Source organism: Brevundimonas sp. TWP1-3, from assembly GCF_049896085.1.
Lineage (GTDB): Bacteria > Pseudomonadota > Alphaproteobacteria > Caulobacterales > Caulobacteraceae > Brevundimonas.
Window position 1 is genome coordinate 1,789,737 of the sequence record NZ_JAFCTP010000001.1, and the last position, 21,630, is coordinate 1,811,366.

Sequence of the window (21,630 nt, forward strand, 5' to 3'; positions counted from 1 at the left end):
GAAGCCCTGGAAAGGCGGGGCCTATAGGGGAAAAGGGGCGGGGAGGCAAGGATGACGGCAGGCGCTTGTGACGCCTCGCGACCCCGCCTAAACCAACCTCATGCCGAAGCTGACGTCAGCGGTCGATCCGCAAAGCCCCAGATACAAGTCCCTGCATGCGCACAACAGCGCCCTGGTCGCCGAACTGCGCGACCATGTGGCCAAGGCCGCGCGCGGCGGGTCCGACAAGTCGCGCGAGCGCCATGTGGCCCGTGGCAAGCTGTTGCCGCGCGACCGTGTCGAACGGCTGCTGGACCCCGGATCGCCCTTCCTGGAGGTCGGTCAGCTGGCCGCCCACGGCATGTATGACGGAGAGGCCCCCGCCGCCGGGGTCATCGCCGGGATCGGTCGGGTGTCGGGCCGTGAGGTTATGATCGTCTGCAACGACCCGACGGTGAAGGGCGGCGCCTACTTCCCCATGACGGTGAAGAAGCACCTGCGCGCTCAGGAGATCGCCGAGCAGAACCGCCTGCCGTGCGTCTATCTGGTGGATTCCGGCGGGGCCAACCTGCCGCACCAGGCCGAGGTCTTCCCCGACCGCGACCATTTCGGCCGCATCTTCTTCAACCAGGCCCGGATGAGCGCCAAGGGCATCGCCCAGATCGCCTGCGTCATGGGCCTGTCCACCGCCGGCGGCGCCTATGTGCCGGCCATGTCGGACGAGACGATCATCGTGCGCAATCAGGGCGCCATCTTCCTGGCCGGTCCGCCCCTGGTGAAGGCCGCGACCGGCGAGGTCATCTCCGCCGAGGAGCTGGGCGGGGCCGAGACCCACGGCCGCCGCTCGGGCGTGGTCGATCATGTGGCCGAGAACGACGAACATGCGCTGGAGATCGTGCGGTCCATCGTCGCCAATCTGAACACGACCAAGTCCGTGGACATGGATGTGCGCGAACCTCGCGCGCCGGCGTTCGCGGCCGAAGAGTTGTACGGCCTGATCCCCGACGACGTCCGCGCCCCCTATGATGTGCGCGAGGTCATCGCGCGGCTGATCGACGGGTCAGAGTTCGACGAGTTCAAGACCCTGTACGGCTCGACCCTGGTGTGCGGCTTCGCCCGCATCTGGGGCTATCCGGTCGCCATCCTGGCTAACAACGGCGTCATCTTCTCGGAAAGTGCCCAGAAGGGCGCCCACTTCATCGAGCTGGCCTGCAAGCGCAAGATTCCGCTGCTGTTCCTGCAGAACATCTCGGGCTTCATGGTCGGCGGCAAATACGAGGCGGGCGGCATCGCCAAGGACGGCGCCAAGCTGGTCACGGCCGTCGCCTCGGCCGAAGTGCCCAAGTTCACCGTCCTGATCGGCGGCAGCTTCGGGGCCGGAAACTATGGCATGTGCGGCCGGGCCTATTCTCCGCGCTTCCTCTTCACCTGGCCCAACAGCCGGATCGGGGTGATGGGCGGCGAACAGGCGGCTTCGGTCCTGGCAACGGTCCACCGCGACGCCGAGACCTGGAGCGCGGACGACGCCGAAGCCTTCAAGGCGCCGATCCGTCAGAAGTACGAGGACGAGGGCAATCCCTATTACGCCACCGCCCGCCTGTGGGACGACGGCGTCATCGACCCGGCCCAGACGCGCGACGTGCTGGGCCTGGCCATCAGCGCCAGCCTGAACGCCCCGATCCCCGAGACGACCTTCGGCCTGTTCAGGATGTGATTTTTTCCTTCTCCCCTTGCGGGAGAAGGTGGGCCCGAAGGGCTCGGATGAGGGGTTGGTTCAATCTCGACACGCGATGAGGTTGGGCGCAGGAAGACCGCTCATCTGTCTCGCTTCGCGAGCCATCTTCTCCCGCAAGGGGAGAAGGCACAGATCGCATTCCACTGCGTTCTCCGATCGAAGGAGTTTCCATGACCGACAAACCCACTGACACCGACCTCAACGCCCTGGACGTCACCGACGCCGAGGCGGCCGAGATCAATTCCATCGCCCAGCCGCTGGTCCCAGATGCCGCGCCTGATGCGAACGACGACCTGGTCCAGATCGATTCGACCACCGACGGCATCGTCTTCATCACCATCAATCGGCCCGAGAAGAAGAACGCTTTCGACGCCGCGACCATCGCTGCGCTTCACGAGACGTTCGAGACCTTGCACGGCGCCGACCGCGTGCGCGCCGTCTTCATTCGTGGGGCGGGCGGCACCTTCAGCGCCGGCGCAGATTTGAATTGGATGCGCGACGCCGCCGGCTGGTCCGAGAGCGACAATCGCGACGACGCCATGGGCCTGGCCAGGATGCTGAAGGCGCTGCACGACATTCCGGCCCTGACGGTGGCCGTGGTCGAGGGCAACGCCATGGGCGGCGGGGCCGGCATCGTCGCCGCCTGCGACATGGCCGTGGCGGTCGAGGGTGCGCGCTTCGCCTTCTCCGAGGTCAAGCTGGGCCTGATCCCGGCGACCATCGCCCCCTATGTCGTCGAGGCCATCGGCGCCCGTCGCGCCCGCCAACTGTTCCTGACGGGAAACAGCTTCGACGCCGACTATGCCGCCCACACCGGCCTGATCGACCTGGTCCTGCCCGAGGGTTCGGTGGACGAGTTCATCTCGATGCTGAGCGACAGCCTGACCGGCAATGCGCCGGGCGCGATGGGCGAGGCCAAGCGCCTGGTCAACGACATCGCCCACCACAAGATCGATTCGGGCCTACTGGACGAAACCGCCAAACGCATCGCCCGCGCCCGCGTGTCGGACGAAGGCCGCGAGGGCGTGCTGGCCTTCCTGGAAAAGCGCAAGGCCAGCTGGACGATCTGATTGCCTAAATCTGAACGGTCGTCGTCAGCGGCCGCCGTTCAGGCGTAGTTGAAGCTGATCGAAATCCGGTCGGCCTTGGCCAGGTTGGTCGGCACCTCGTGCCGCAGCCAGCTTTCCCACATCAGCACCGTGCCCGCATGGGGCTTCAGATACACGAACGGCCGTTCGGCCTCCGACGCCTCTTCGGTCACCGAGGGGCGAGCCATCATGAACGGCAGACGCGGGTCTTCCAGCTTCAGCGACGAGGCGCCGTCCGGGATGTCGATATAGACCGTGCCCGACAGGAAGGCGTGCGGGTGGATATGGCCGGTGTGGCCGCCGCCGGGCTTGAGGATATTGACCCATAGATTGTCCAGGCGCGGCTTCCTCGCCAAGTCGAAGTTCAGCGCCTTGGCGTAGGCGACGGCGTGGCGATCCAGGTGGCGCTTCAGTTCGGCGAACTCGGGGAATCGCTGTGGCAGGTCGTTCAGCGAGCCGTAGGAGGTATAGCCCCGATAGGCGTTGTCGCGGCACCAGCGGCGGCCCGCCGCGTCCTCCTCCGCCATCATGCGGATGACGTCGATCAGCTGTCCGTTGAACTCGGCCCAGCCCCGGCCGTCGGCGAGGCTGGCTTCATAGACCTGGGTGACGAAGAGGGGGCGCAGGGACATGGGATTGGCTTAGCCCCTGCCGCCTCGCCTGAGAAGGGTCGTGCGCACCCTCTCGCCTGTCTCGCACGATCCGGCTAAGAACGCTTCATGTTCAAGTCCGTCCTTGTCGCCAATCGCGGCGAAATCGCCTGCCGAGTCTTCCGTACCGCCAAGCGGATGGGATTACGCACCATCGCCGTCTATTCCGAGGCCGACGCCGACGCCCTGCATGTACGCGAGGCCGACGAGGCGGTGCTGATCGGGCCGGCGGCGGCGCGAGAGAGCTATCTGGACGGCGCCAAAGTGCTGGCGGCGGCGAAGGCGACCGGGGCGGAGGCGATCCATCCCGGCTACGGTTTCCTGAGCGAGAACGCGGACTTTGCGGAAGCGGTCGCGGCGGCGGGTCTGATCTGGATCGGGCCGGATCCGCAGTCGATCCGGGCTATGGGGCTGAAGGACGCGGCCAAGGAATTGATGATCCAGGCCGGGGTGCCGGTGACGCCGGGCTATCAGGGCGCGGACCAGTCGGAGGCGACCCTGACGGCCGAGGCCGCGCGGATCGGCTATCCGGTGCTGATCAAGGCGGTTGCAGGCGGCGGCGGCAAGGGGATGAAGCGGGTCGATGATCCAGCCGATTTCGCTGCGGGCCTGGCCAGCGCCAAGCGCGAGGGCGCGGCCGCCTTCGGCGACGACCGGGTGCTGATCGAACGCTACATCACCCGGCCGCGCCATATCGAGGTGCAGGTGTTCGGCGACAGGCACGGCGACGTCGTCCACCTGTATGAGCGCGACTGTTCGCTGCAACGCCGCCACCAGAAGGTGATCGAAGAAGCGCCGGCGCCGGGCATGAGCGAGGCCGTGCGGGCCGCTGTGACGGGGGCGGCGATCAAGGCCGCCAAGGCGGTGAACTATGTCGGGGCCGGGACCATCGAGTTCATCGCCGACGCCTCGGACGGGCTGAAGGCGGACGGGATCTGGTTCATGGAGATGAACACCCGGCTGCAGGTCGAACATCCGGTGACCGAGAGCGTGACTAGCGTCGATCTGGTCGAATGGCAGCTCCGCGTCGCGGCGGGCGAGCCCCTGCCGCTGAAACAGGACGAAATCAAACTGAACGGCTGGTCCATGGAGGCGCGCCTGTACGCCGAGGATCCGGCGAACGGGTTTTTGCCGTCGATCGGTCGGCTGGAGCATTTCGTCATGCCGGACGGAATCCGCGTCGACACCGGCGTGGAGCAGGGCGGCGAGGTCAGTCAGTTCTACGACCCGATGATCGCCAAGCTGATCGTGCACGAGGACACTCGCGAGGCGGCGGCGGCGCGGCTGGCCGAGGCGGCCGGCGAGGTCGAGGTCTGGCCGGTCAAGGCCAACGCCGGCTTCCTGAAACGCTGCCTGGTGCATCCGCGCTTCGTCGCGGGCGACGTGGACACGGGTTTCATCGCGGCGGAGGGGGGAGCACTTACGACTCGCGAGATCAGTGCTCGAACTTTACAGCAAGCCGCCCGTGTTTTGCGTTACGGCATTGAAGACATGGGGGAAGACTATGTTTCGCCGTGGTCTCAACGTTGTTGCGCTCAGGGTTTTCGACTGAACAGTGACGCGAGACTCACTCAGACAGTTTTCGTGGACGGGAAGCGTCGCCAGCTTGAGATCGATGACAGCGTGGTCGCCGAATATATTCACTTTGAACCTGACCGCGCGACGAAAATCTATTTTGATGACGGCGAGCCCTACCGCGTTTCAATGGAAGGGCCGCGCGGCACATCTGCCGGCGCCGTCTCCGACGGCTCCCTGCGCTCTCCGATGCCCGGCAAGATCGTCGCCACGCCGGTCAAGGCCGGCGACGCCGTCGCCAAGGGACAGCCGGTCGTGGTGCTGGAGGCCATGAAGATGGAACACGCCCTGACCGCCCCGTTCGATGGGGTGGTGGAAAGCGTGAATGCGGCGGTCGGGGATCAGGTCGTGGACGGCTTCGAATTGGCGCGCATCAAGAGCGAGGCGTGATCTTGGGTTTCGCAGGACTTGCGGCTCTCGCCGTGGTGGCGGGCCTGGCAGGCGAGCCGAAGGCGCAGACCGTTCGGGTCGAGGGCGCCGACCTTGCGGACATGCAATGCGTCATGGTGGGGATGGAGACGGCAGGCGTCGACGAGGCGCAGAATGTCGCCATCGTTTCGAACGTCACCTACTACATGGGCAAGCTTGCGGGGCGTGGAAACGTGAGCCGATGGGATCGTGTACTGGTCGCCTATCGCGCAGGTCTGTCTGACGCCGAAAGGTCCAGTATGGTCGAGGATCACGGCGTGCGCTGCACGCTTGAGGCGCTCGTGGCCTCTATGGGATTCGCTCAGCTTGTGCTCGGTGATGCGACCGCCGCTGCGAAGTCGAAAGACTAAAGCCTTTTGCCGCCCCCAGTCTTCCTCCCCAGGACTTGGGGAGGAAGACGGCCTTAGCGCCGCCTGGGCGCCAAGATGTCGGATAAGCGGTCCGGTGTGCCCTCGATCCGCTCCAGGCGGGGATAGCGCAGGCCGTCGTGGTAGGCGAAGGCGACCGTGCGGAAGCGGTCGCCGGATTTCAGCAGGAGTTCGATGGGGACGTCGGTCCCCTTGGCGGCGGTGACGGCGTCGCGCAGCACCTCGGCCGAACCGGCCTTGCCGTTGACGGCGACCAGGCTCCAGCCGGCGCCGATGCCTTGCTCGAAGGCCGGGCCGCCCCAGCGGATGTTGGTCAGCTTGTCCGCCGTCAGGGTGAAGCCCAGCGAATACTGGAAGTCGTTGGCCCAGCCGCTCTGGACCGACTTCTCCGCCGCCGACGGCGTGTCGGTGTAGGTCAACCTCCAGCCGCCGCGCTCGATCCCGGCCAAGGGCGCCTTGGCGTCCGGCCCGACGGCGTCCAGGCGGCTGCGCAGGAACTCGGTCCAGTCGTGCGGATAGACAGCGTTCAGAGCGGCGACCACATCCTCGAAAGTGTAGCCCTGGGGCGCCCATTCGCCGTCGTCGTGGCCGAAGAAGCCCTTGGCGAAGTCGTCGAGCGACTTGCGCCCATTGGTGCCCTCGCGGATCAGGGTGTCGGCGTCCAGCCAGACCAGCAGGCTTTCGCGATAATAGTCGCCGGTGCCGCGCATCCACGAGGTGAACTGTCCCGGCACCCGGTAGCCCAACAGATTATGGTTGTTGGTGTCCTGCAGGGCGCGCCACTGACGGCCCGGCTGTTCGTCATAGAAGGCGGCGACGCTGGCGATGGTGGCCAGCGCCACCTCCCTGGAATGCAGGCCCGAACGGGCGGCCAGCACGTCGCCCCAGTATTCGGTCTGGCCCTCATAGACCCACAGCAGGGTGTTCTGGGTCGGGACGTTGTGGTTGGCGGTCAGCTCGTCCGCCGGGCGCATGAATTTGCCGTTCCAGGAGTGGGCATATTCGTGGGGCAGCAGGCCACGGTCACCGGCGCTCTTGGTCCAGTTGGTGAAGAAGTCGGGCGCGCCGGTGTTCTCCGAACTGCGGTGATGCTCCAGCCCGATACCGCCCATCTGGTCGGTCAGTGCGAACAGGAACTCATAGTTGTCGAAGTGGCGAGCGCCGAACAGGCGGTCGGCCTGCTGGACCATGTTTTCGTACAGCTTCAACTGCTCGTCTGTCGCGGCGAGACCCTTGGCCTCGTCGGCCAGCAGGTTCAGGTGCACGCGGTCGCCGCTGGGGTCGATGTCCACGCGGCGATAGTGGGCGCCGGCGAAGATGGGGCTGTCGATCAGGGTGTAGAGGTCGGTCGTCGCAAAGGTCGCCACGTCGCCGTCTTGCGAAGCCGTGCTCAGGGCTGTGCCGTATTTCCAGCCGGTGGGCAGGACCACGCTCGGGGCGACCTGAATCTGGCGGCTGAAATAGCCGGCCGGATAGAGGATGGCCTTCTCCCACTGCAGATTGACCATGGCGGGGGTCATCAGCACGCGCCAGTTGGAACTGTCGGGCTGGGTCAGCTGCTGGAAGGCGACGTCGATGCTGGTGACGTCCGCCGAGATATCCAGGTGGAAGGCGTAGGGGTCCAGCGTGTCGCGCAGCCACTCGATCCGCTGACCATTGGCCGTCACGGTCAGGCCGGAGATCAGCTGGATCGGGCCGGTGGCGGCGTGGTTGCCGGGCAGGAACTTGGGATACAGCAGGGTTAGCGGGCCGGGGCCGGCGACGGGAATGGTCTGGCTGACGTTGATGATGCGGCGGTCTAGATCGGTGATGTCGGCGCGGTACTGGATGACGCCGGGATAGGGCGTGTCCTGCGGCGCGGGGATGGCCGGCTGGGCGCGGGGCAGGGCCAACGGGGCCTGGCTAGAGTCCGTGACGACGGGCGTGGACTGGAAGGTCTGGGCCAGGGCCGGAGCGGCGGCGGCCGTCATCAAAACGGCGAGGCAGGCGGCGGTCAGGCGGGTACGCGGCATCAGGTCATCCACATCGGCAGGGGGAGCCGCACCGTCGGGGGCGCAGCGCGATGCGTCAAGGGACACAACGTCACCTCTCCGCGCGCGAAGGCGCGTTGGGAGGACAGGTCGCGCTAGCGATCAGGAGGGGGCGACTCCGAGAGTGGGGATGACCGCCCCAGCTTCCGACATCGAGTCGCCCCCTCCTGGCGCTCGCTGACGCGATCGCCTGTCCTCCCCATTCGCCTTCGCGAATGGGGAGGTGACTTCGTTTAGCGCCTGCGCGGCGTCAGGATGTCGCCGAGGCGGTCGGGCGTGCCCGCGATGCGTTCCAGCCGCGGGTAGCGCAGGCCGTCGTGGTAGTCGAAGACGACGGTGCCATACTGGTCGTCGTCCTTGACGATCAGGGTGATGGGGGTCGCGGGGTCCTTTGCGGCGGTGACGGCTTCGTTCAGGCGGTCGGCGGTGGCGGCCTGACCGTTGACGGCGACGATCTCCATGCCCGCGGCGAGACCCGATTTGAAGGCCAGGCTGTTCCACTGGACGCTGCGGATCTTGTTGGCCTCGCCGGTCTGGAAGCCCAGGGAATAGGTGAAGTCGTTGCGCTTCAGCTCGGCATACAGGGTCTTCATGTAGTCGGTGGGCGTGTCCGAATAGGCCAGCCGCCAGCCGCCGCGCGCCAGGCCGTCCAGCGGGGCGCGTGCGTCGGGGCCGTCGGCGTCCAGACGGATGCGCAGGAAGGTCGCCCAGTCGTTGGCGACGACGCCGTTCAGGGCCGCGACCACGTCCTCGAAGGTGTAGGGGGCGGGCGCGTAATCGCCGTCCTGGACGCCGTAGAAGGCGCGGGCGAAGTCGTCGAGCGACTTGCGGCCGTTGGTCTTCTCGCGGATCGTCGTATCGACGTCGAGCCAGATCAGTTGGCCTTCCGAATAGTAGTCCTCGTCGCGCTGCCACGACAGCCAGCCCTTGGGCTGACGCTGGCTGATGATCGGGTCGTTGGTGGTGTCCTGCATCGCGCGCCATTCGCGACCGACGCGGGTGTCGAAGGTGGCGGCGGTCATGGCCAGGGAATCCATCGCCTGCTGCTTGGTCAGCAGGCCCGAGCGGGCGGCGACGACCTGGCCGTAGTATTGGGTCTGGCCCTCATAGACCCACAGCAAACTGTTCTGTAGGGGCGAGTTGAAGTTGGGCACATACTGGTCGGCGGGGCGGCGCCATTTGCCGTCCCAGGAGTGGTTCATCTCGTGGCTGAGCAGGTCGCGGTCGGCGAGATGCGCAGCCCAGCCGGTGAAGAAGGCGGGATCGACGGAGTTCTCGGAACTGCGGTGATGCTCCAGCCCGATGCCGCCCAGCTTGTCGGTCATGGCGATCAGGAAGTCGTAGTGGTCGAAGTGGCGTGCGCCATACAGGCGGTCCATCTGATCGACCAGATTGCGCAGGATCTGGATCTGTTCGTCCGTGGCTTCGAGGCTCTTGGCGTCGTCGGCGACGAAGTTGGCGCGGACCGGCGAGCGGCCGCCGGGGTTCAGGTCGATCTGGCGATAGTGGACGCCGGCGAAGACGGGGCTGTCGATCAGGACTTCCAGATTGACGGGCTTGAAGGTCTGAACGTCGCCGGCCTTGGTTTCGGGCTCCAGCGCCGTGCCGTATTGCCAGCCCGTGGGGAACTTGACCGTGGGCTGTACCGTGATGTTCCGCGACCAGTGGCCTGCGGGATAGAGCAGCATCTTCTCCCACTGGATGTTCAGCATCTCAGGCGTCATCGTGATCCGCCCCTGGGCGCCGGTCGTCGGCGACAGGTGCTGCATGGTGATGTTCAGCGCGGTCGCGCCGGCCGGGACCACGACGTGATAGGCGAAGGGGTGCAGGGGATCGCGCACCCACTCGACGCGCTGACCATTGGCGGTGATCTCGATGCCCGCCAGCTGGGCGATGGGGCCGACGGGGCCGTGGTTGCCGGGCAGCCATTCGGGGAAGAACAGGGTCATCGGACCCGCCTGGGCGACGGGGATGGTCTCTGTCACCGCGAAGATGTGCTGGGCCAGGTTGGTGGCGTCGATGTCGAGCGTGATGACGCCGGGATAGGCGACGTCCTGGGCGTCCGGGATCGCGGGCAGGGGAGCGGGCAAAGCGGGCGGATAGGTCGAGGCCTGTTGCGCCATGGCGGCGGGGGCGGTCGAGGCGAGCAGGAAGGCGAGAGTGGCGGCGCGCAGGCAGGGACGGATCATCAGGAGCTCTTGCAGACTGGATCGGGGGCGCCGCGACAGTCCGCCGCAGGGGGCGGGGCGTCAAGGTTCGAGCCTCTGCTCAGCTGTAATATTATCCAGAGCACCGGGCGGAACAGGCCGAAAGCTTGTCCGTTGATCGGAGCTGAACGCCTTGATCCGGCCCGAAACCGGGTGCGGTATGGCGTCGCTTGAAGCCTGACTTTCTGGATGCCCATGAAGACCCGATCGATCGTGCTCGCCGCCGCCTTCGCCCTGTCGGCGTGCGGCAATCCCAACAGTTCGAAAGCGCAGGAGGGCGAGTTCGCCCAGCCGACGCGCACGGCGCCGTCCGATGCGGCGGGGATGAAGTCCAGCTTTGCGCCCGTCGTGCGGTCGGCGGCGCCCGCCGTGGTCAATATTTCGGCTCGCAGCGTGCAGCGGGTCCAGGCCGATCCCTTCTTCCAGTTCTTCGGCGGCGGCATCCCCCAGGCGCGGGTGGCGGAATCGGTCGGGTCCGGCGTCATCGTCCGCTCGGACGGGATCGTCGTCACCAACAACCACGTCATCGACGGCGCCCAGCAGATCAAGGTCGTGCTGAACGATCGGCGCGAGTTTCCCGCCACCGTCATCCTGGCCGACGAGCGCAGCGACATCGCGGTGCTGAGGCTGGAGAACGTCAGCGACCGGCTGCCTGTCCTGGCCATCGACGATCAGGAAGAACAGCAGGTCGGCGACCTGGTCCTGGCCATCGGCAATCCGTTCGGCGTGGGCCAGACGGTGACCAACGGCATCATCTCGGCCCTGAACCGGACCGAGACCGGCATTTCCGACAGCGGCTCCTTCATCCAGACCGACGCGGCCATCAACCCCGGCAACTCGGGCGGGGCGCTGGTGGACATGGACGGCGACCTGATCGGCATCAACACCGCCATCTTCTCGCGCTCTGGCTCCTCGGCCGGTGTCGGGTTCGCGGTTCCGGCCGCCATGGTCAAGCGGGTGGTCGATTCGGCGCTGGGCGGGGCGACGACGGTCGTGCGGCCCTGGCTGGGGGTCAAGGGCGACACGGTCACCGGCGACATCGCGGGCAGCCTGGGCCTGACCCGGCCGCAAGGCCTGGTCGTCACCGACGTCTACGCCAACGGCCCCGCCGCTCGCGCCGGCGTGCGCCAGGGCGACGTGATCACCGCCGTCGACGGACAGGAGATCAACGACCAGGGCGGGCTGAACTACCGCGTCGGCTCGCGCAATCCGAACGACCAGGTCCAGGTCGCCATCCTGCGTGACGGGCGCGCCCAGACCCTGACGGCGCGCGTTCAGCCCCTGCCGGGCGACGCCGATCCGAAACAGGGCGTCACCATCGCTGCCGGTCCCTTCGCCGGGGCCGAGGTCGTGGCCCTGAACCCGGCCCTGGCCGACCGTCTGGGCGGTGATCCCTTCGCCACGGGCGTCATCGTCACCGGCGTGTCGGGCCGTGGCTATGCGGCGCGGGCAGGCTTCCGTCAGAACGACCTGATCGTCAGCATCAACGGCCAAGCCATCGCCAGCGCCCGCGACGTCGAGACCGCCAGTTCCGGTCGCGGCCCATGGGAGGTTGTGGTCAACCGTGGCGGCCGCCAGATCCGGGGCGTGCTGAGGTAATGGCGGGGTCTTTGCGCCATACGGTCACAGCCGAGAACCGGCCTGAGGCGATCGACGCGATCCGCGATATCCTGCTGCTTTATGTCGATATGGCCGAATCCTATGTTGGGTTCGGCCATGCAGTGGATGCCGACCTGCGCTTTGATCCGTTGAGGTTCGTCGATGCTGTGCTGGATACCCCGCCCGGCTATGCGCCGCTGGTTGACCTTGACCTACTGCGCGCCGGTTCCGCCATCGCCATCCTCTGCTTTCTTTATGATGAATGGTGCGAGTTCGAGGCGGTCACCGGCGGGCGCTATCGGGACGCGATTTTGTCGGGCAGGCTGTCTGCCACGCCCGATATCGAACAGGTCGCTCAAACGGCGCTGGCCCGCAGGGATATGGCGCTGGAAGACCCTTGGTTTGATGCGGCGGTGCAGCCAGTTTACCGTAAATATGTCGCCCGCTATTTCGCAGAACTAGGCGGTCGGCGAAGGGATGTCTGAGCTCCTTCAGCCCTTCTTCGGTCCGCCGATGGACCAGGTGTGGCCGAAGGGGTCGCGCAGGACGCCGTAGCGGTCGCCCCAGAACTGGTCGGCCATGTCCATGACCGGCTCTGCGCCGCCGACGGTCATGGCGCGGGTCCACCAGGCGTCGGGATCGGCGACCTGGAGGTGGAGGGCGACGCCGGCGGGCCGCACGTCCTGAACGCCCGTGTACTCCGGGAACTCGTCGTTCAGCATGACGCTGGCGCCATTAATCTTCAGATGGGCGTGGATAAGGCGTTCGCCGTCGTCGGCCAGCTTGCGGTTCAGCACCTCGGCCCCGAAGGCGATGATGTAGAAATCGACCGCCGCCGAGGCGCCGCGCGACGGGATCGTCAGATGGGGCGTCAGGCCCGCAGTCGGACCCTGGTTCGGATTGGCGGCGGTCATGAAGGCGGTCTCCTTGGCGGGCCGCCATACTAGCGCGTGAAAAGCGCCCGGCGAATGACTACATAGGTCGCACGCATGACCGATCTGTTCGAAGCCTCCGGCATTCTGCCCCCCGACGCGCCCTTGGCCGACCGCCTGCGTCCACGCACGCTGGACGAGGTGGTCGGACAGGATCACCTGCTGGGTCCAGGCGGGCCGATCCGGCGCATGATCGAGGCCGGGCGTCTGGGGTCGATGATCCTGTGGGGGCCGCCCGGCACCGGCAAGACCACCATCGCGCGGCTGCTGGCCCAGGCGGCGGGCTATGAATATCAGGCGATCAGCGCCGTCTTCTCGGGCGTGGCCGATCTGAAAAAGGCTTTCGAGGCGGCGCGGATGCGGCGAGCGGCGGGGCAATCGACCCTGTTGTTCGTCGATGAGATCCACCGCTTCAACCGCGCCCAGCAGGACGGTTTCCTGCCCTTCGTCGAGGCGGGGGTGGTCACCCTGGTCGGAGCCACGACCGAGAACCCCAGTTTCGAGCTGAACGGGGCGCTGCTGTCGCGGTCCCAGGTCTATGTGCTGAAGCGGCTGGACGATGCGGCGCTGGATCAGCTGTTGACGCGCGCCGAGGCGCATATGGATAAGGCCCTGCCGCTGTCGTCTGAGGCGCGCCAGGCGATGCTGGCTCTGGCCGACGGCGACGGGCGATACCTGCTGACCATGTCGGAGGTGCTGTTCGACCTGCCACAAGGCGAAATGCTGGACGTGCAGGGACTGGCCGGGGTGCTGCAGCGGCGCGCACCGGCTTACGACAAGTCGAGAGAAGAACACTACAACCTCATATCCGCGTTGCATAAATCGGTGCGAGGATCGGACCCGGACGCGGCCCTGTACTGGCTGGCGCGGATGCTGAACGGGGGCGAGGATCCGCTGTATCTGGCGCGTCGGATCGTGCGGATGGCGGTCGAGGACATTGGCGAGGCGGACCCCCTGTCGATCCTGGTCGCCAATGCGGCCAAGGACACCTACGACTTCCTGGGCAGCCCCGAGGGCGAACTGGCCCTGGCGCAGGCGGTGGTCCACCTGGCGACCGCGCCCAAGTCTGTAGGGGTGTACGAAGCGTTCAAGGCGGCCAAGAAGGCGGCCTATGAGACCGGCTCGCTGATGCCGCCCGCCCATATCCGCAACGCCCCGACCAAGCTGATGAAGTCACTCGGATACGGCAAGGGCTACCAGTACGATCCGGATACGCCCGAGGGCTTCTCGGGCGCCAACTTCTTCCCCGACGAGATGGAGCGCCGCACGTTCTACAAACCCAAGGGTGAGGGGCATGAGGAGAAGGTCAAGGCGCGGCTGAACCGCTGGGCCGAGATGCGGGCGCGGATGGCGGTGGACGGCACTGTGGACGCGGCGGGCGACTGACCTCTAGAAGCCCTCGATGACCGATCGCCAGCCTGTCGCCCTGTCCGAAGACGAAATCGCCGCCGTCCGTTCGTGGGTGATCCACGAGGATGCGCATGTCATTGCGTTCTCAAAGCCGTCGGGCCTGTCCAGCCAGGGCGGGCGGATCCAGGCCCATACGCTCGACGATCTGCTTTGGGCGTTTGCGCGGTCGAACGGCAAGCGGCCGGAGCTGGTGCATCGGCTGGATCGCGACACCTCGGGCGTGATCCTGGCGGCCAAGACCAAGCCGGCGGCGAGTTTCCTGGGCAAGGCGCTGCAGATGCGGCGGTTCAGGAAACAGTATCTGGCCCTGCTGTCGGCCGCACCCGAACCGGCGTCGGCGACCATCGACGCCCCGCTGCGCCGCGAGGAGATCGGACGCGAAAGCTATATGCGCGTCGTCGCCTTCGATGCGCCGGGCGCGCAGGGCTCGCAGAGCAAATACCGGACCCTGGCCTCGGGACCGGAGGGGGCGGTGGTCGAGCTGGAGCCGCTGACCGGGCGGATGCATCAGTTGCGGGTGCATATGGCGCATATCGGTCGGCCGTTGATCGGGGACGTGCGCTACGGCGGCGCCCTGACCACGGCGGTCGGGCCGGCGCCGCGCCTGATGTTGCACGCCGCCAAACTGAGTTTTCCCCATCCTGAGGGCGGTACGACTACGGTCGAGGCGCCGCCGCCCGAGGATTTCGCCAAACTGCGGACCGCGCTGGGCCTCTGAGGTTGCGGGGCTGATCGGGCCGTGGTCGAGTGATCTTCGAACCTGGAGAGGTCCCTATGGTCGCCACCATCCTGATCGCCGTCGTCGCCCTGATCCACGCCTATATCGTGGTGCTGGAAATGGTGCTGTGGACCACGCCGCGCGGTCGCAAGGCGTTCGGCATGAGCGTGGAAGAGGCCGAGCTGACCAAGGTGCTGGCCGCCAATCAGGGCCTGTACAACGGGTTTCTGGTCGCCGGTCTGGCCTGGGGGCTGTGGCTTGGCGAGCCGGGGTTTCAGATCAAGGTCTTCTTCCTGGCCTGCGTCGTCGTGGCGGGCCTGTATGGGTCGGCGACCGTCAGCCGAAAGATACTGCTGATCCAGGCCCTGCCTGCGGGCCTGGCGCTGGCTGCGCTGCTGCTGGGCGTTTGAGGGAACGTCGTGTCGGTTTTGGCGCTATGTGGTTGAAAGGATACCTATGATGAAGCGTCTCGCCATCGCCTTGACCGGCCTTTCGGCCCTCGCTCTAAGCGCCTGCGCCAGCCTGGCCCCCTATGGCGCCCAGCAGGGACCGAACGGGCAGGGGTTCTCTGAACAGAGGATCGAATCCAACCGCTATCGCGTCAGCTATAACGGCGTCGGGGCGGCAGGGCGCGTCGCTGACTGGGCCTTGCTGCGCGCGGCCGATCTGACGACCGAACAGGGCTATGACTGGTTCGAGGTGACCCAGAGCTGGACCGACGGTCGGCCGGGGGGAGCGGGCGGCGTTCGCCCCAGCGTTTCCATCGGCGGCGGCAGCAGCCGTTACGGCGGCTATTCCGCATCGGGAGTGGGCGTGGGCGTGGGTCTGAACTTCAGCGGCCCGCAGCCGACCTCGACGATGCTGGAAGTCGTTCTGGGTCGAGGCCAGAAGCCGGACCGACCCAACGCCTATGATGCGCGTTCGGTCCAGGGTTCCATCCCGCGCTGACCATCGCTTTCGGCGCGTGCGGCGTATAGAAGGCCGCACGATGACACGTTTTCTTCTCGTTGCGGCGGGCGGAGCCATCGGCTCCATGGCCCGCTATGGGCTGGGGCTCGCCGTGGGCCGGCTGGCGCCCAATGTCGGCTGGCCGTTGGGCACATTCGCGGCCAACGTCATCGGCGGCCTGCTGATGGGCCTGCTGGTCGGTTGGCTGGCGTTCCGGGGCGGGGCGCAGCAGGAGGCCGTCAGGCTGTTCGCCGCCGTGGGCGTGCTGGGCGGGTTCACGACCTTTTCGTCCTATTCGCTGGAGGCGGTGCAGATGATCGAGCGCCGCCAGATCGGCCTGGCCGCCGCCTATGTGGCCGGCTCGGTCGTCCTGGCCATCGTCGCCCTGTTCGTCGGCCTGATGATCGCCCGCCGCGCCCTTGGAGCTCCGCTTTGACCGACTATTCTCCCGCCGACGAGCCGCATAACGCTGAAAAAGACGCCGCCAAGGACACCCCGAAGCGCGAAGTCCTGACGATCTATGTCGCCGAGGACGAAGACGGCATCCGCCTGGACCGCTGGTTCCGCCGACGCTGGCCGCACCTGTCGAACATCCAGGTGCAGAAGATGGCCCGCAGCGGTCAGATCCGCGTGGATGGCGCCCGCATCAAGCCCGAAGGCCGCCTGACCGCCGGGGCCGCCGTGCGGGTGCCGCCGATCCCGGACGACACATCGCGCCAAGCCGGGGACATGCACACCCTGTCCGAACAGGACATCCGGTTCGTCAAGTCGCTGGTCCTCTATGAGGACGACATGGTCATTGCGATCAACAAGCCGCACGGCCTGGCCGTTCAGGGCGGCACCAAGACCAGCCGCCACGTCGACCGTCTGCTTTCGGCCTGGGGCGAGGGAGTCAACCGGCCGCGTCTGGTCCATCGTCTGGACCGTGACACATCGGGCGTGCTGCTGCTGGGCAAGGGGCCGGAAGCGGCCAAGCGTCTGTCGGGCGCCTTTGCGCGGCGTCAGGCCAAGAAGACCTATTGGGCCATCGTCATCGGCAATCCGAAACCCTATTCGGGCCAGATCGACATGCCGCTGAAGAAGACCGGCATCAACGACTTCGAGATGATGCGCCCGGCCGAACGCAAGGACCCCAAGGCCGAACCGGCCGAGACCGCGTTCAGCACCGTCAGCCGCGCCTCGCACCGGGCGTCCTGGATGGCGCTGCGGCCCTTCACCGGACGGACGCACCAGCTGCGCGCCCATATGGCCGGGATCGGCCATCCGATCCTGGGCGATCCGAAATACGGCGACGAGAAATCCAGGGAACTGTCCGGACCGCTGAAGCTGCAACTGCATGCGCGCAGTATCGAACTGGACCACCCTCGCGGCGGCACACTGAAGGTCACGGCTCCGCTGAGCCCCGAGATGAAGGCCGGCTTCGCCCACTTCGGCTTCTCCGAGGACGAGGCGGAGGACGATCCCTTCCTGGGCGTGAAACGAATCCGGTGACGGCGGTTGGGCAGTCACAGGTCGAGCAGGCCAAAGCGCTAGCTGCCGCCGGACGGCTGAATGAGGCGTTGGACGTGCTGACGCCGGTGGTCGCAAATGCGGACGCGCCGTGGCAGGCGCTGTCGGTTCATGCCGACTTGCTGAAACGGGCGGGGCGTCTGGCGGAAAGCGCGGCTGCCTCACAGCGACTGGTCGCGGTTCGACCGAACAGCGTGCCTGCGCGGCACAATCTGGCCTCGACCCTTGGCGATCTGGGCCGGGCGGCCGAGGCGGAAGCCGCCTGTCGCGGGGCGATGGCCATCGGCGGGGATGCGCCGGAGACCTGGCTGGTGCTGGCGCGCGCAATGCAGGCGCAGAGCCGGTTCGATGAGGCCGAAGACGCCTATCGTCAGGCGCTGGCGCGGCGGCCCGGCTATGGCGATGCGCTGAGGGATCTGTGCCAGTTGATCTGGATGCGCGATGCCGATCTTGAGGCCGCCTGTGCGCCGCTGGACGCCGCCATCGCCGCATCGCCCGCCGCGCCCAAGCCGCGTCAGATCAAGGCGCGGCTGTTAGAATACGCCGGGGAGGCTGAGCGGGCGTATCGCACGCTGGTCGCCGGGCCGCTGGATGGGCCGGGGGAGCTGGCGGCGGCGCAGTCGTGCCTGATGCTGGATGCGCGACGCGCGCTGGATCATGCGAACCGGGCGGCGGCCCTGGCGGGCGGTGAGGTCGCGGCGATCATGGTGACCCAGGCGGAATGTTTACTGGCCCTGGGCGAGGCCGAGGCTGCGTTGGTTCCGATCGAGGCGCTGCGGGCGCGAGAGCCGTTGAACCAGCATGTGCTGTCCTTCCAGGCGACCGCCTGGCGGATGCTGGGCGATGATCGCTATGGCCGGATGTATGACTATGACGCCTTCGTGCGTCCCTATCGGCTGGAGGCGCCGCAAGGCTGGGCGTCGCTGGAGGCCTATCTGGTCGATCTGGCGCAGGCGCTGCATCAGCTGCACACGCTGAAGACCCATCCGGTGGGCCAGTCGTTGCGTGGAGGATCGCAGACCGCCGCCGCGCTGTCCGAGAGCGACGATCCGGCGATCAAGGCGTTTTTCCAGGCCATCGACAGACCGATCCGCGACTATATGGCGGCGGTGGGTCAGGGCGACGATCCGTTGAGGGCGCGCAATACCGGCGACTATCGCATCCAGGGCAGCTGGTCCGTGCGGTTGCGGCCGAACGGGTTTCATGCCGACCATATCCACTCGAACGGCTGGCTGTCGTCGGCCTGCCATATCGAACTGCCGCCTGAGGTTACGGGCGAGGCGCGCGAGGGCTGGTTGCGATTCGGCGCGCCGCCAGGCCTGCCGAACCTTGCAGCCGAACACCATGTGCAGCCCCAGCCGGGGACGCTGGTGCTGTTTCCTTCCTATATGTGGCACGGCACCCAGCCGTTCGGGGGTGAGGCGTCGCGCCTGACGCTGGCGTTCGACGTCGTGCCGGCCTGATTTCAACGGACCTCTGATGACCGACAAGCCCGCCCCGCATCGCCCGCGTTTCGTCGAACAGTCGCCGGACCGAATCTCGCGCTTCTGGAAGGAGGCTGTCGTGGGGCCGCATGCTGATGGCGGCTGGGCCGTGCTGCTGGACGGGCGCACGCCCAAGACGCCGGACAAGGCGGCGCTGGTGCTGCCGACGCAGGCCGCAGCTCAGCTGGTCGCCGACGAATGGGCGGCGCAGGGCAAGTTTCTCGATCCCTCGACCATGCCGGCGACCCGCCTGGGCTCGACCGCCATTGACCGGATCGGTCAGGCGCGCGAGCCGGTGGCGGACGAGATCGCCGCCTACGCCGGGTCGGACGTGGTCTGCTATTTGGCCGAACATCCGACGCCGCTGGTCGAGCGCCAGGCGCGAGAATGGGGGCCGTGGCGCGACTGGGCCGCGCGCGAGATGGGCGTGGTGCTGGAGCCTGTGGCCGGCATCGTGCATCGGCCGCAGTCGCCGGACGCCATCGCGCGGGTCAAGGCGCACGCCCTGTCGCTGGATGACTTTCGCCTGACGGGGTTGGCGACGGCCGTGCCGTTGCTGGGGTCGGCGGTGCTGGCCCTGGCGGTTGAACAGGGCGCGCTGGACGGCGGCGCGGCGTTCGACCTGTCGCGGATCGACGAGCTGTTCCAGGAAGACCAGTGGGGCGTGGACGCCGAAGCCGCCGAACGCACCGAAGCGCGCCGCGCCGAGGCGCAGCTGCTGGATCAGTGGTTCAGAGCCCTGGATTAGGGGCGCTGAACTCAGGATGCTGAGTGGGCGATGAGCATCGCGCGCTCTTCGTTCGTCAGGTGACGCCAGCGGCCTTCCGGCAGGTTGCCTAGCTCCAGCGGGCCGATTCGGGTGCGGTACAGGTCCACGACCTCCAGCCCGACCAGGTCGCACATGCGACGAATCTGACGGTATTTGCCCTCGTCGAGGATGAAGCGCAGGCGTTGCGGCCCAATCTGGGTGACGCGGGCGGGCTTCAGCGGCTTGTCGTTCAGTTCCATGCCGTGCCGCAGGCGGCTGAGCTTGCCCTCGGTGATCAGGCCGTCGACGACGACCAGATATTCCTTGTCCAGTTCGGACGCCGGGCCGATCACCGCCTTGGCGACGACGCCGTCCGAAGACAGCAGCAACAGGCCGCGTGAATCCTCGTCCAGCCGGCCGATGGGGGGCAGGGAGGCGTCACGCGCGGGAATCTCGCCCTCGCCGATACGGTTGGGTTTCGTCAGCAGGCGCACGGCGGGGATCTTGCCGGGATCGGGCTGGCCCGAGACGTAACCGACCGGCTTGTGCAGCACCAGGGTCATGCCCGACGCCAGGGCCGCCTGGGCGGTGTCGTTCAAGGTCAGGGTCTCGCCCGGCTGAATCTTGCGGCCCGCGTCGCTGATGGTCTCGCCATCGATGGAGACCAGGCCGTTGGCGATCAGGGTGTCGGCCTCGCGTCGGGAACAGACGCCGGTCTGGCCCAGCCACTTGTTCACGCGAACGGGTTCGTCGCCGTCATAGGTGCGGGTGAAGGCCATGCGATTCCGTCGTCCAGTCGATGCCGCTGTCTAGAGCCGGGCAGGCGCGCGAGCAAGCCGGACGCGGTTTTCAGGATCAGGGAGGCCAATCTGTTCGAATTGGCAGGTTGATCCTGACGCGATCGCCACTATATCTGACAGCATTCCACAAATGATCCAGAGTGCGGGACGACAGTCGTCGGACCCGTCGATTTTCTTTTTTCTGATCATTGGCGTGGGCGATTCGACAGCATCGCTTGTCGGATCTGGATCAATATTGAAACATACCAAGGAGACGTCTTGTTCGCTCAAAACAAATCTTCCGCAGGCCCCCGTCGCACCGGTTACAACCGTCCTGTTCCCACCCGTCTGCGCATGGGGCTGGTGATGCGGCGTGACATGGCGTTCGGCGAGCTGGGCGACGTGGAGGGCGCGTTGCGAGCCGAAGGCGTGGGTCTGGCCCCGATCTCGACGGGCGACGCCAGCCTGATGACGGGCGGCGTGACCGTGCTGGCCACCGCGACGGCCAAGGACATCGTCGAAGGACGGCTGAAGGGTCTGGTCGTCCCCGGCGGTTCGACGGACGAGGCGTCGCTGGCGGCGGTCAAGTCGCTGCTTGATCTGGCGCGCGTCAACGCCCTGACGGTCATCGCCTTTGCGGATGGCGTGGCCTTGGCGGCCGAGAGCTTCGGCGTGTCGGCCGAGGCGGATGGCGCGGTGTTCAAGGACGGCGCTGTGACCCTGCTGAGCGACAACGGCGCCCTGTCCAAGATCGTCGGCGCGATCGGCTGATCAGACGGCGCGGAACAGCAGGATGAGGTTGTTCGCCGGCATCTGAACCCGCAGCGTTGCCGCAAGGCCATGTGTGCGGGCCAGGGCCTCGACCGTTTCACGGTCGCGTAGACCCCATTCAGCGTTTCGCGCCTTCAGACCGTCGTCGAAGGCGGCGTTCGACGCCGCCAACTCGACTTCGGCCTCGCGATAGGGTCCGTAGAGCGCCAATAGACCGCCGGGGCGTCTCAAGACGCGACCGGCTTGATCCATCAGCCCCTCGGTCGCCGACCAGGGGCTGATGTGCGTCATGTTCGCACAATAGATCGCATCGACTGGCCCCTGGGGCCACGTCGCCGGATCGGCCGCGTCGAGCGCCAGCGGCGGGTTCAGGTTCGCCAGCGCGAGCTGGCGCGTCCAGGCGGTGATGCTGTCGCGCGCCTGTTCGCTGGGATCGCTGGGCGTCCAGTTCACGCCGGGTAGGGCGGCGGCGAAGGCGGTGGCGTGTTCGCCTGATCCCGAGGCGATCTCCAGCACGCGTCCGCGCGCGGGCAGATGGGCGCGCAGGACCTGAAGAATCGCCTCCGCATTGCGACGCGCAGCGGGCGAACTGAGGGCGCCGTCAGGCAGGGCGGAGAGGGAATCCAGCGTTTGCACACGCCCTTCTAGCGCCCGATCGCGCCGCTGACACC

At 67.0% G+C, this 21,630-nt stretch carries 21 protein-coding genes; 15 read left to right on the forward strand and 6 right to left on the reverse strand.

Going from position 1 to position 21,630, the window contains the following annotated elements; genetic code table 11:
- Nucleotides 1-100: 100 nt before the first annotated feature.
- Together ACP693_RS08915 and ACP693_RS08920 are read left to right on the forward strand one after the other, a co-directional pair.
- Nucleotides 101-1,693: a carboxyl transferase domain-containing protein gene (locus ACP693_RS08915; protein WP_426017463.1), complete on the forward strand. Its 1,593-nt coding sequence runs from the start codon at nucleotides 101-103 to the stop codon at nucleotides 1,691-1,693.
- Nucleotides 1,694-1,884: 191 nt separating this feature from the next.
- The gene (locus ACP693_RS08920; protein WP_426017461.1) at nucleotides 1,885-2,784 is read left to right on the forward strand and encodes an enoyl-CoA hydratase-related protein; all 900 of its coding nucleotides are present in this window, start codon (nucleotides 1,885-1,887) and stop codon (nucleotides 2,782-2,784) included.
- A gap of 38 nt (nucleotides 2,785-2,822) precedes the next feature.
- On the opposite strand, the gene ACP693_RS08925 is transcribed toward ACP693_RS08920, so the two are convergent.
- Nucleotides 2,823-3,434, reverse strand: a complete 612-nt coding sequence (locus ACP693_RS08925; RefSeq protein ID WP_426017459.1) for a TIGR02466 family protein — start codon at nucleotides 3,432-3,434, stop codon at nucleotides 2,823-2,825.
- 87 nt (nucleotides 3,435-3,521) lie between these two features.
- Here ACP693_RS08925 and ACP693_RS08930 point away from each other — a divergent pair, with 87 nt between their 5' ends.
- Both ACP693_RS08930 and ACP693_RS08935 read left to right on the forward strand, forming a co-directional pair.
- Nucleotides 3,522-5,417 (forward strand): biotin carboxylase N-terminal domain-containing protein, encoded by a 1,896-nt coding sequence (locus ACP693_RS08930; RefSeq protein WP_426017458.1) that lies wholly within the window; start codon nucleotides 3,522-3,524, stop codon nucleotides 5,415-5,417.
- The gene (locus ACP693_RS08935; RefSeq protein ID WP_426017457.1) at nucleotides 5,414-5,806 is read left to right on the forward strand and encodes a hypothetical protein; all 393 of its coding nucleotides are present in this window, start codon (nucleotides 5,414-5,416) and stop codon (nucleotides 5,804-5,806) included. The genes ACP693_RS08930 and ACP693_RS08935 overlap by 4 nt, the downstream gene beginning before the upstream one ends.
- Nucleotides 5,807-5,859: 53 nt before the next feature.
- On the opposite strand, the gene ACP693_RS08940 is transcribed toward ACP693_RS08935, so the two are convergent.
- Nucleotides 5,860-7,836 (reverse strand): M61 family metallopeptidase, encoded by a 1,977-nt coding sequence (locus ACP693_RS08940; protein WP_426017455.1) that lies wholly within the window; start codon nucleotides 7,834-7,836, stop codon nucleotides 5,860-5,862.
- A gap of 251 nt (nucleotides 7,837-8,087) precedes the next feature.
- On the reverse strand, nucleotides 8,088-10,043 hold the full coding sequence (locus ACP693_RS08945; protein WP_426017453.1) for a M61 family metallopeptidase: 1,956 nt from the start codon (nucleotides 10,041-10,043) through the stop codon (nucleotides 8,088-8,090).
- A gap of 213 nt (nucleotides 10,044-10,256) precedes the next feature.
- On the opposite strand from ACP693_RS08945, the gene ACP693_RS08950 reads away from it, so the two are divergent.
- Both ACP693_RS08950 and ACP693_RS08955 read left to right on the forward strand, forming a co-directional pair.
- On the forward strand, nucleotides 10,257-11,660 hold the full coding sequence (locus ACP693_RS08950; RefSeq protein ID WP_426017451.1) for a Do family serine endopeptidase: 1,404 nt from the start codon (nucleotides 10,257-10,259) through the stop codon (nucleotides 11,658-11,660).
- Nucleotides 11,661-11,671: 11 nt separating this feature from the next.
- Nucleotides 11,672-12,145: a hypothetical protein gene (locus ACP693_RS08955; RefSeq protein ID WP_426017450.1), complete on the forward strand. Its 474-nt coding sequence runs from the start codon at nucleotides 11,672-11,674 to the stop codon at nucleotides 12,143-12,145.
- Nucleotides 12,146-12,151: 6 nt separating this feature from the next.
- Here ACP693_RS08955 and ACP693_RS08960 read toward each other — a convergent pair whose 3' ends face one another.
- Nucleotides 12,152-12,574 (reverse strand): VOC family protein, encoded by a 423-nt coding sequence (locus ACP693_RS08960; protein WP_426017448.1) that lies wholly within the window; start codon nucleotides 12,572-12,574, stop codon nucleotides 12,152-12,154.
- A gap of 75 nt (nucleotides 12,575-12,649) precedes the next feature.
- On the opposite strand from ACP693_RS08960, the gene ACP693_RS08965 reads away from it, so the two are divergent.
- From ACP693_RS08965 to ACP693_RS09000, 8 genes are all read left to right on the forward strand, one after another.
- A complete protein-coding gene (locus tag ACP693_RS08965; RefSeq protein ID WP_426017446.1) occupies nucleotides 12,650-13,978 on the forward strand; it encodes a replication-associated recombination protein A in 1,329 nt (442 codons plus the stop codon).
- Nucleotides 13,979-13,994: 16 nt separating this feature from the next.
- Nucleotides 13,995-14,720 carry an RluA family pseudouridine synthase gene (locus ACP693_RS08970; RefSeq protein ID WP_426017445.1) on the forward strand — a complete coding sequence of 242 codons (726 nt, stop codon included), beginning with the start codon at nucleotides 13,995-13,997 and terminating at the stop codon, nucleotides 14,718-14,720.
- 56 nt (nucleotides 14,721-14,776) lie between these two features.
- Nucleotides 14,777-15,130 carry a DUF1304 domain-containing protein gene (locus ACP693_RS08975; RefSeq protein ID WP_426017444.1) on the forward strand — a complete coding sequence of 118 codons (354 nt, stop codon included), beginning with the start codon at nucleotides 14,777-14,779 and terminating at the stop codon, nucleotides 15,128-15,130.
- Nucleotides 15,131-15,179: 49 nt separating this feature from the next.
- The gene (locus tag ACP693_RS08980) at nucleotides 15,180-15,668 is read left to right on the forward strand and encodes a CC0125/CC1285 family lipoprotein (RefSeq protein WP_426017442.1); all 489 of its coding nucleotides are present in this window, start codon (nucleotides 15,180-15,182) and stop codon (nucleotides 15,666-15,668) included.
- A gap of 40 nt (nucleotides 15,669-15,708) precedes the next feature.
- Entirely contained in the window at nucleotides 15,709-16,104 is a 396-nt protein-coding gene (gene crcB / locus ACP693_RS08985) for a fluoride efflux transporter CrcB (RefSeq protein ID WP_426017439.1), read from the forward strand.
- A gap of 74 nt (nucleotides 16,105-16,178) precedes the next feature.
- The gene (locus tag ACP693_RS08990; RefSeq protein WP_426019595.1) at nucleotides 16,179-17,159 is read left to right on the forward strand and encodes an RluA family pseudouridine synthase; all 981 of its coding nucleotides are present in this window, start codon (nucleotides 16,179-16,181) and stop codon (nucleotides 17,157-17,159) included.
- On the forward strand, nucleotides 17,156-18,640 hold the full coding sequence (locus ACP693_RS08995) for a putative 2OG-Fe(II) oxygenase (protein WP_426017437.1): 1,485 nt from the start codon (nucleotides 17,156-17,158) through the stop codon (nucleotides 18,638-18,640). The genes ACP693_RS08990 and ACP693_RS08995 overlap by 4 nt, the downstream gene beginning before the upstream one ends.
- A 16-nt stretch (nucleotides 18,641-18,656) precedes the next feature.
- On the forward strand, nucleotides 18,657-19,409 hold the full coding sequence (locus ACP693_RS09000) for an ATP12 family chaperone protein (protein ID WP_426017435.1): 753 nt from the start codon (nucleotides 18,657-18,659) through the stop codon (nucleotides 19,407-19,409).
- Between the two features lie 11 nt (nucleotides 19,410-19,420).
- On the opposite strand, the gene ACP693_RS09005 is transcribed toward ACP693_RS09000, so the two are convergent.
- Nucleotides 19,421-20,188 (reverse strand): pseudouridine synthase, encoded by a 768-nt coding sequence (locus tag ACP693_RS09005; RefSeq protein ID WP_426017434.1) that lies wholly within the window; start codon nucleotides 20,186-20,188, stop codon nucleotides 19,421-19,423.
- Nucleotides 20,189-20,467: 279 nt separating this feature from the next.
- Here ACP693_RS09005 and ACP693_RS09010 point away from each other — a divergent pair, with 279 nt between their 5' ends.
- Complete coding sequence (locus ACP693_RS09010) at nucleotides 20,468-20,959, forward strand: hypothetical protein (RefSeq protein ID WP_426017432.1); 492 nt, start codon at nucleotides 20,468-20,470, stop codon at nucleotides 20,957-20,959.
- Here ACP693_RS09010 and ACP693_RS09015 read toward each other — a convergent pair whose 3' ends face one another.
- Nucleotides 20,960-21,595, reverse strand: a complete 636-nt coding sequence (locus tag ACP693_RS09015; protein WP_426017431.1) for a DUF938 domain-containing protein — start codon at nucleotides 21,593-21,595, stop codon at nucleotides 20,960-20,962.
- Nucleotides 21,596-21,630: the final 35 nt, after the last annotated feature.

Excerpts from the sequence above, each read along its gene's own strand:
- ACP693_RS08915 (WP_426017463.1), top strand. The coding sequence starts at position 101 with ATGCCGAAGCTGACGTCAGCGGTCGATCCGCAAAGCCCCAGATACAAG.
- ACP693_RS08980 (WP_426017442.1), top strand. The coding sequence starts at position 15,180 with ATGAAGCGTCTCGCCATCGCCTTGACCGGCCTTTCGGCCCTCGCTCTA.
- ACP693_RS08950 (WP_426017451.1), top strand. The coding sequence starts at position 10,257 with ATGAAGACCCGATCGATCGTGCTCGCCGCCGCCTTCGCCCTGTCGGCG.
- ACP693_RS08930 (WP_426017458.1), top strand. The coding sequence starts at position 3,522 with ATGTTCAAGTCCGTCCTTGTCGCCAATCGCGGCGAAATCGCCTGCCGA.
- ACP693_RS08925 (WP_426017459.1), bottom strand. The coding sequence starts at position 3,434 with ATGTCCCTGCGCCCCCTCTTCGTCACCCAGGTCTATGAAGCCAGCCTC.
- ACP693_RS08945 (WP_426017453.1), bottom strand. The coding sequence starts at position 10,043 with ATGATCCGTCCCTGCCTGCGCGCCGCCACTCTCGCCTTCCTGCTCGCC.
- ACP693_RS09005 (WP_426017434.1), bottom strand. The coding sequence starts at position 20,188 with ATGGCCTTCACCCGCACCTATGACGGCGACGAACCCGTTCGCGTGAAC.
- ACP693_RS08960 (WP_426017448.1), bottom strand. The coding sequence starts at position 12,574 with ATGACCGCCGCCAATCCGAACCAGGGTCCGACTGCGGGCCTGACGCCC.
- ACP693_RS08975 (WP_426017444.1), top strand. The coding sequence starts at position 14,777 with ATGGTCGCCACCATCCTGATCGCCGTCGTCGCCCTGATCCACGCCTAT.
- ACP693_RS08965 (WP_426017446.1), top strand. The coding sequence starts at position 12,650 with ATGACCGATCTGTTCGAAGCCTCCGGCATTCTGCCCCCCGACGCGCCC.
- crcB (WP_426017439.1), top strand. The coding sequence starts at position 15,709 with ATGACACGTTTTCTTCTCGTTGCGGCGGGCGGAGCCATCGGCTCCATG.
- ACP693_RS09000 (WP_426017435.1), top strand. The coding sequence starts at position 18,657 with ATGACCGACAAGCCCGCCCCGCATCGCCCGCGTTTCGTCGAACAGTCG.
- ACP693_RS08920 (WP_426017461.1), top strand. The coding sequence starts at position 1,885 with ATGACCGACAAACCCACTGACACCGACCTCAACGCCCTGGACGTCACC.
- ACP693_RS08940 (WP_426017455.1), bottom strand. The coding sequence starts at position 7,836 with ATGCCGCGTACCCGCCTGACCGCCGCCTGCCTCGCCGTTTTGATGACG.
- ACP693_RS08970 (WP_426017445.1), top strand. The coding sequence starts at position 13,995 with ATGACCGATCGCCAGCCTGTCGCCCTGTCCGAAGACGAAATCGCCGCC.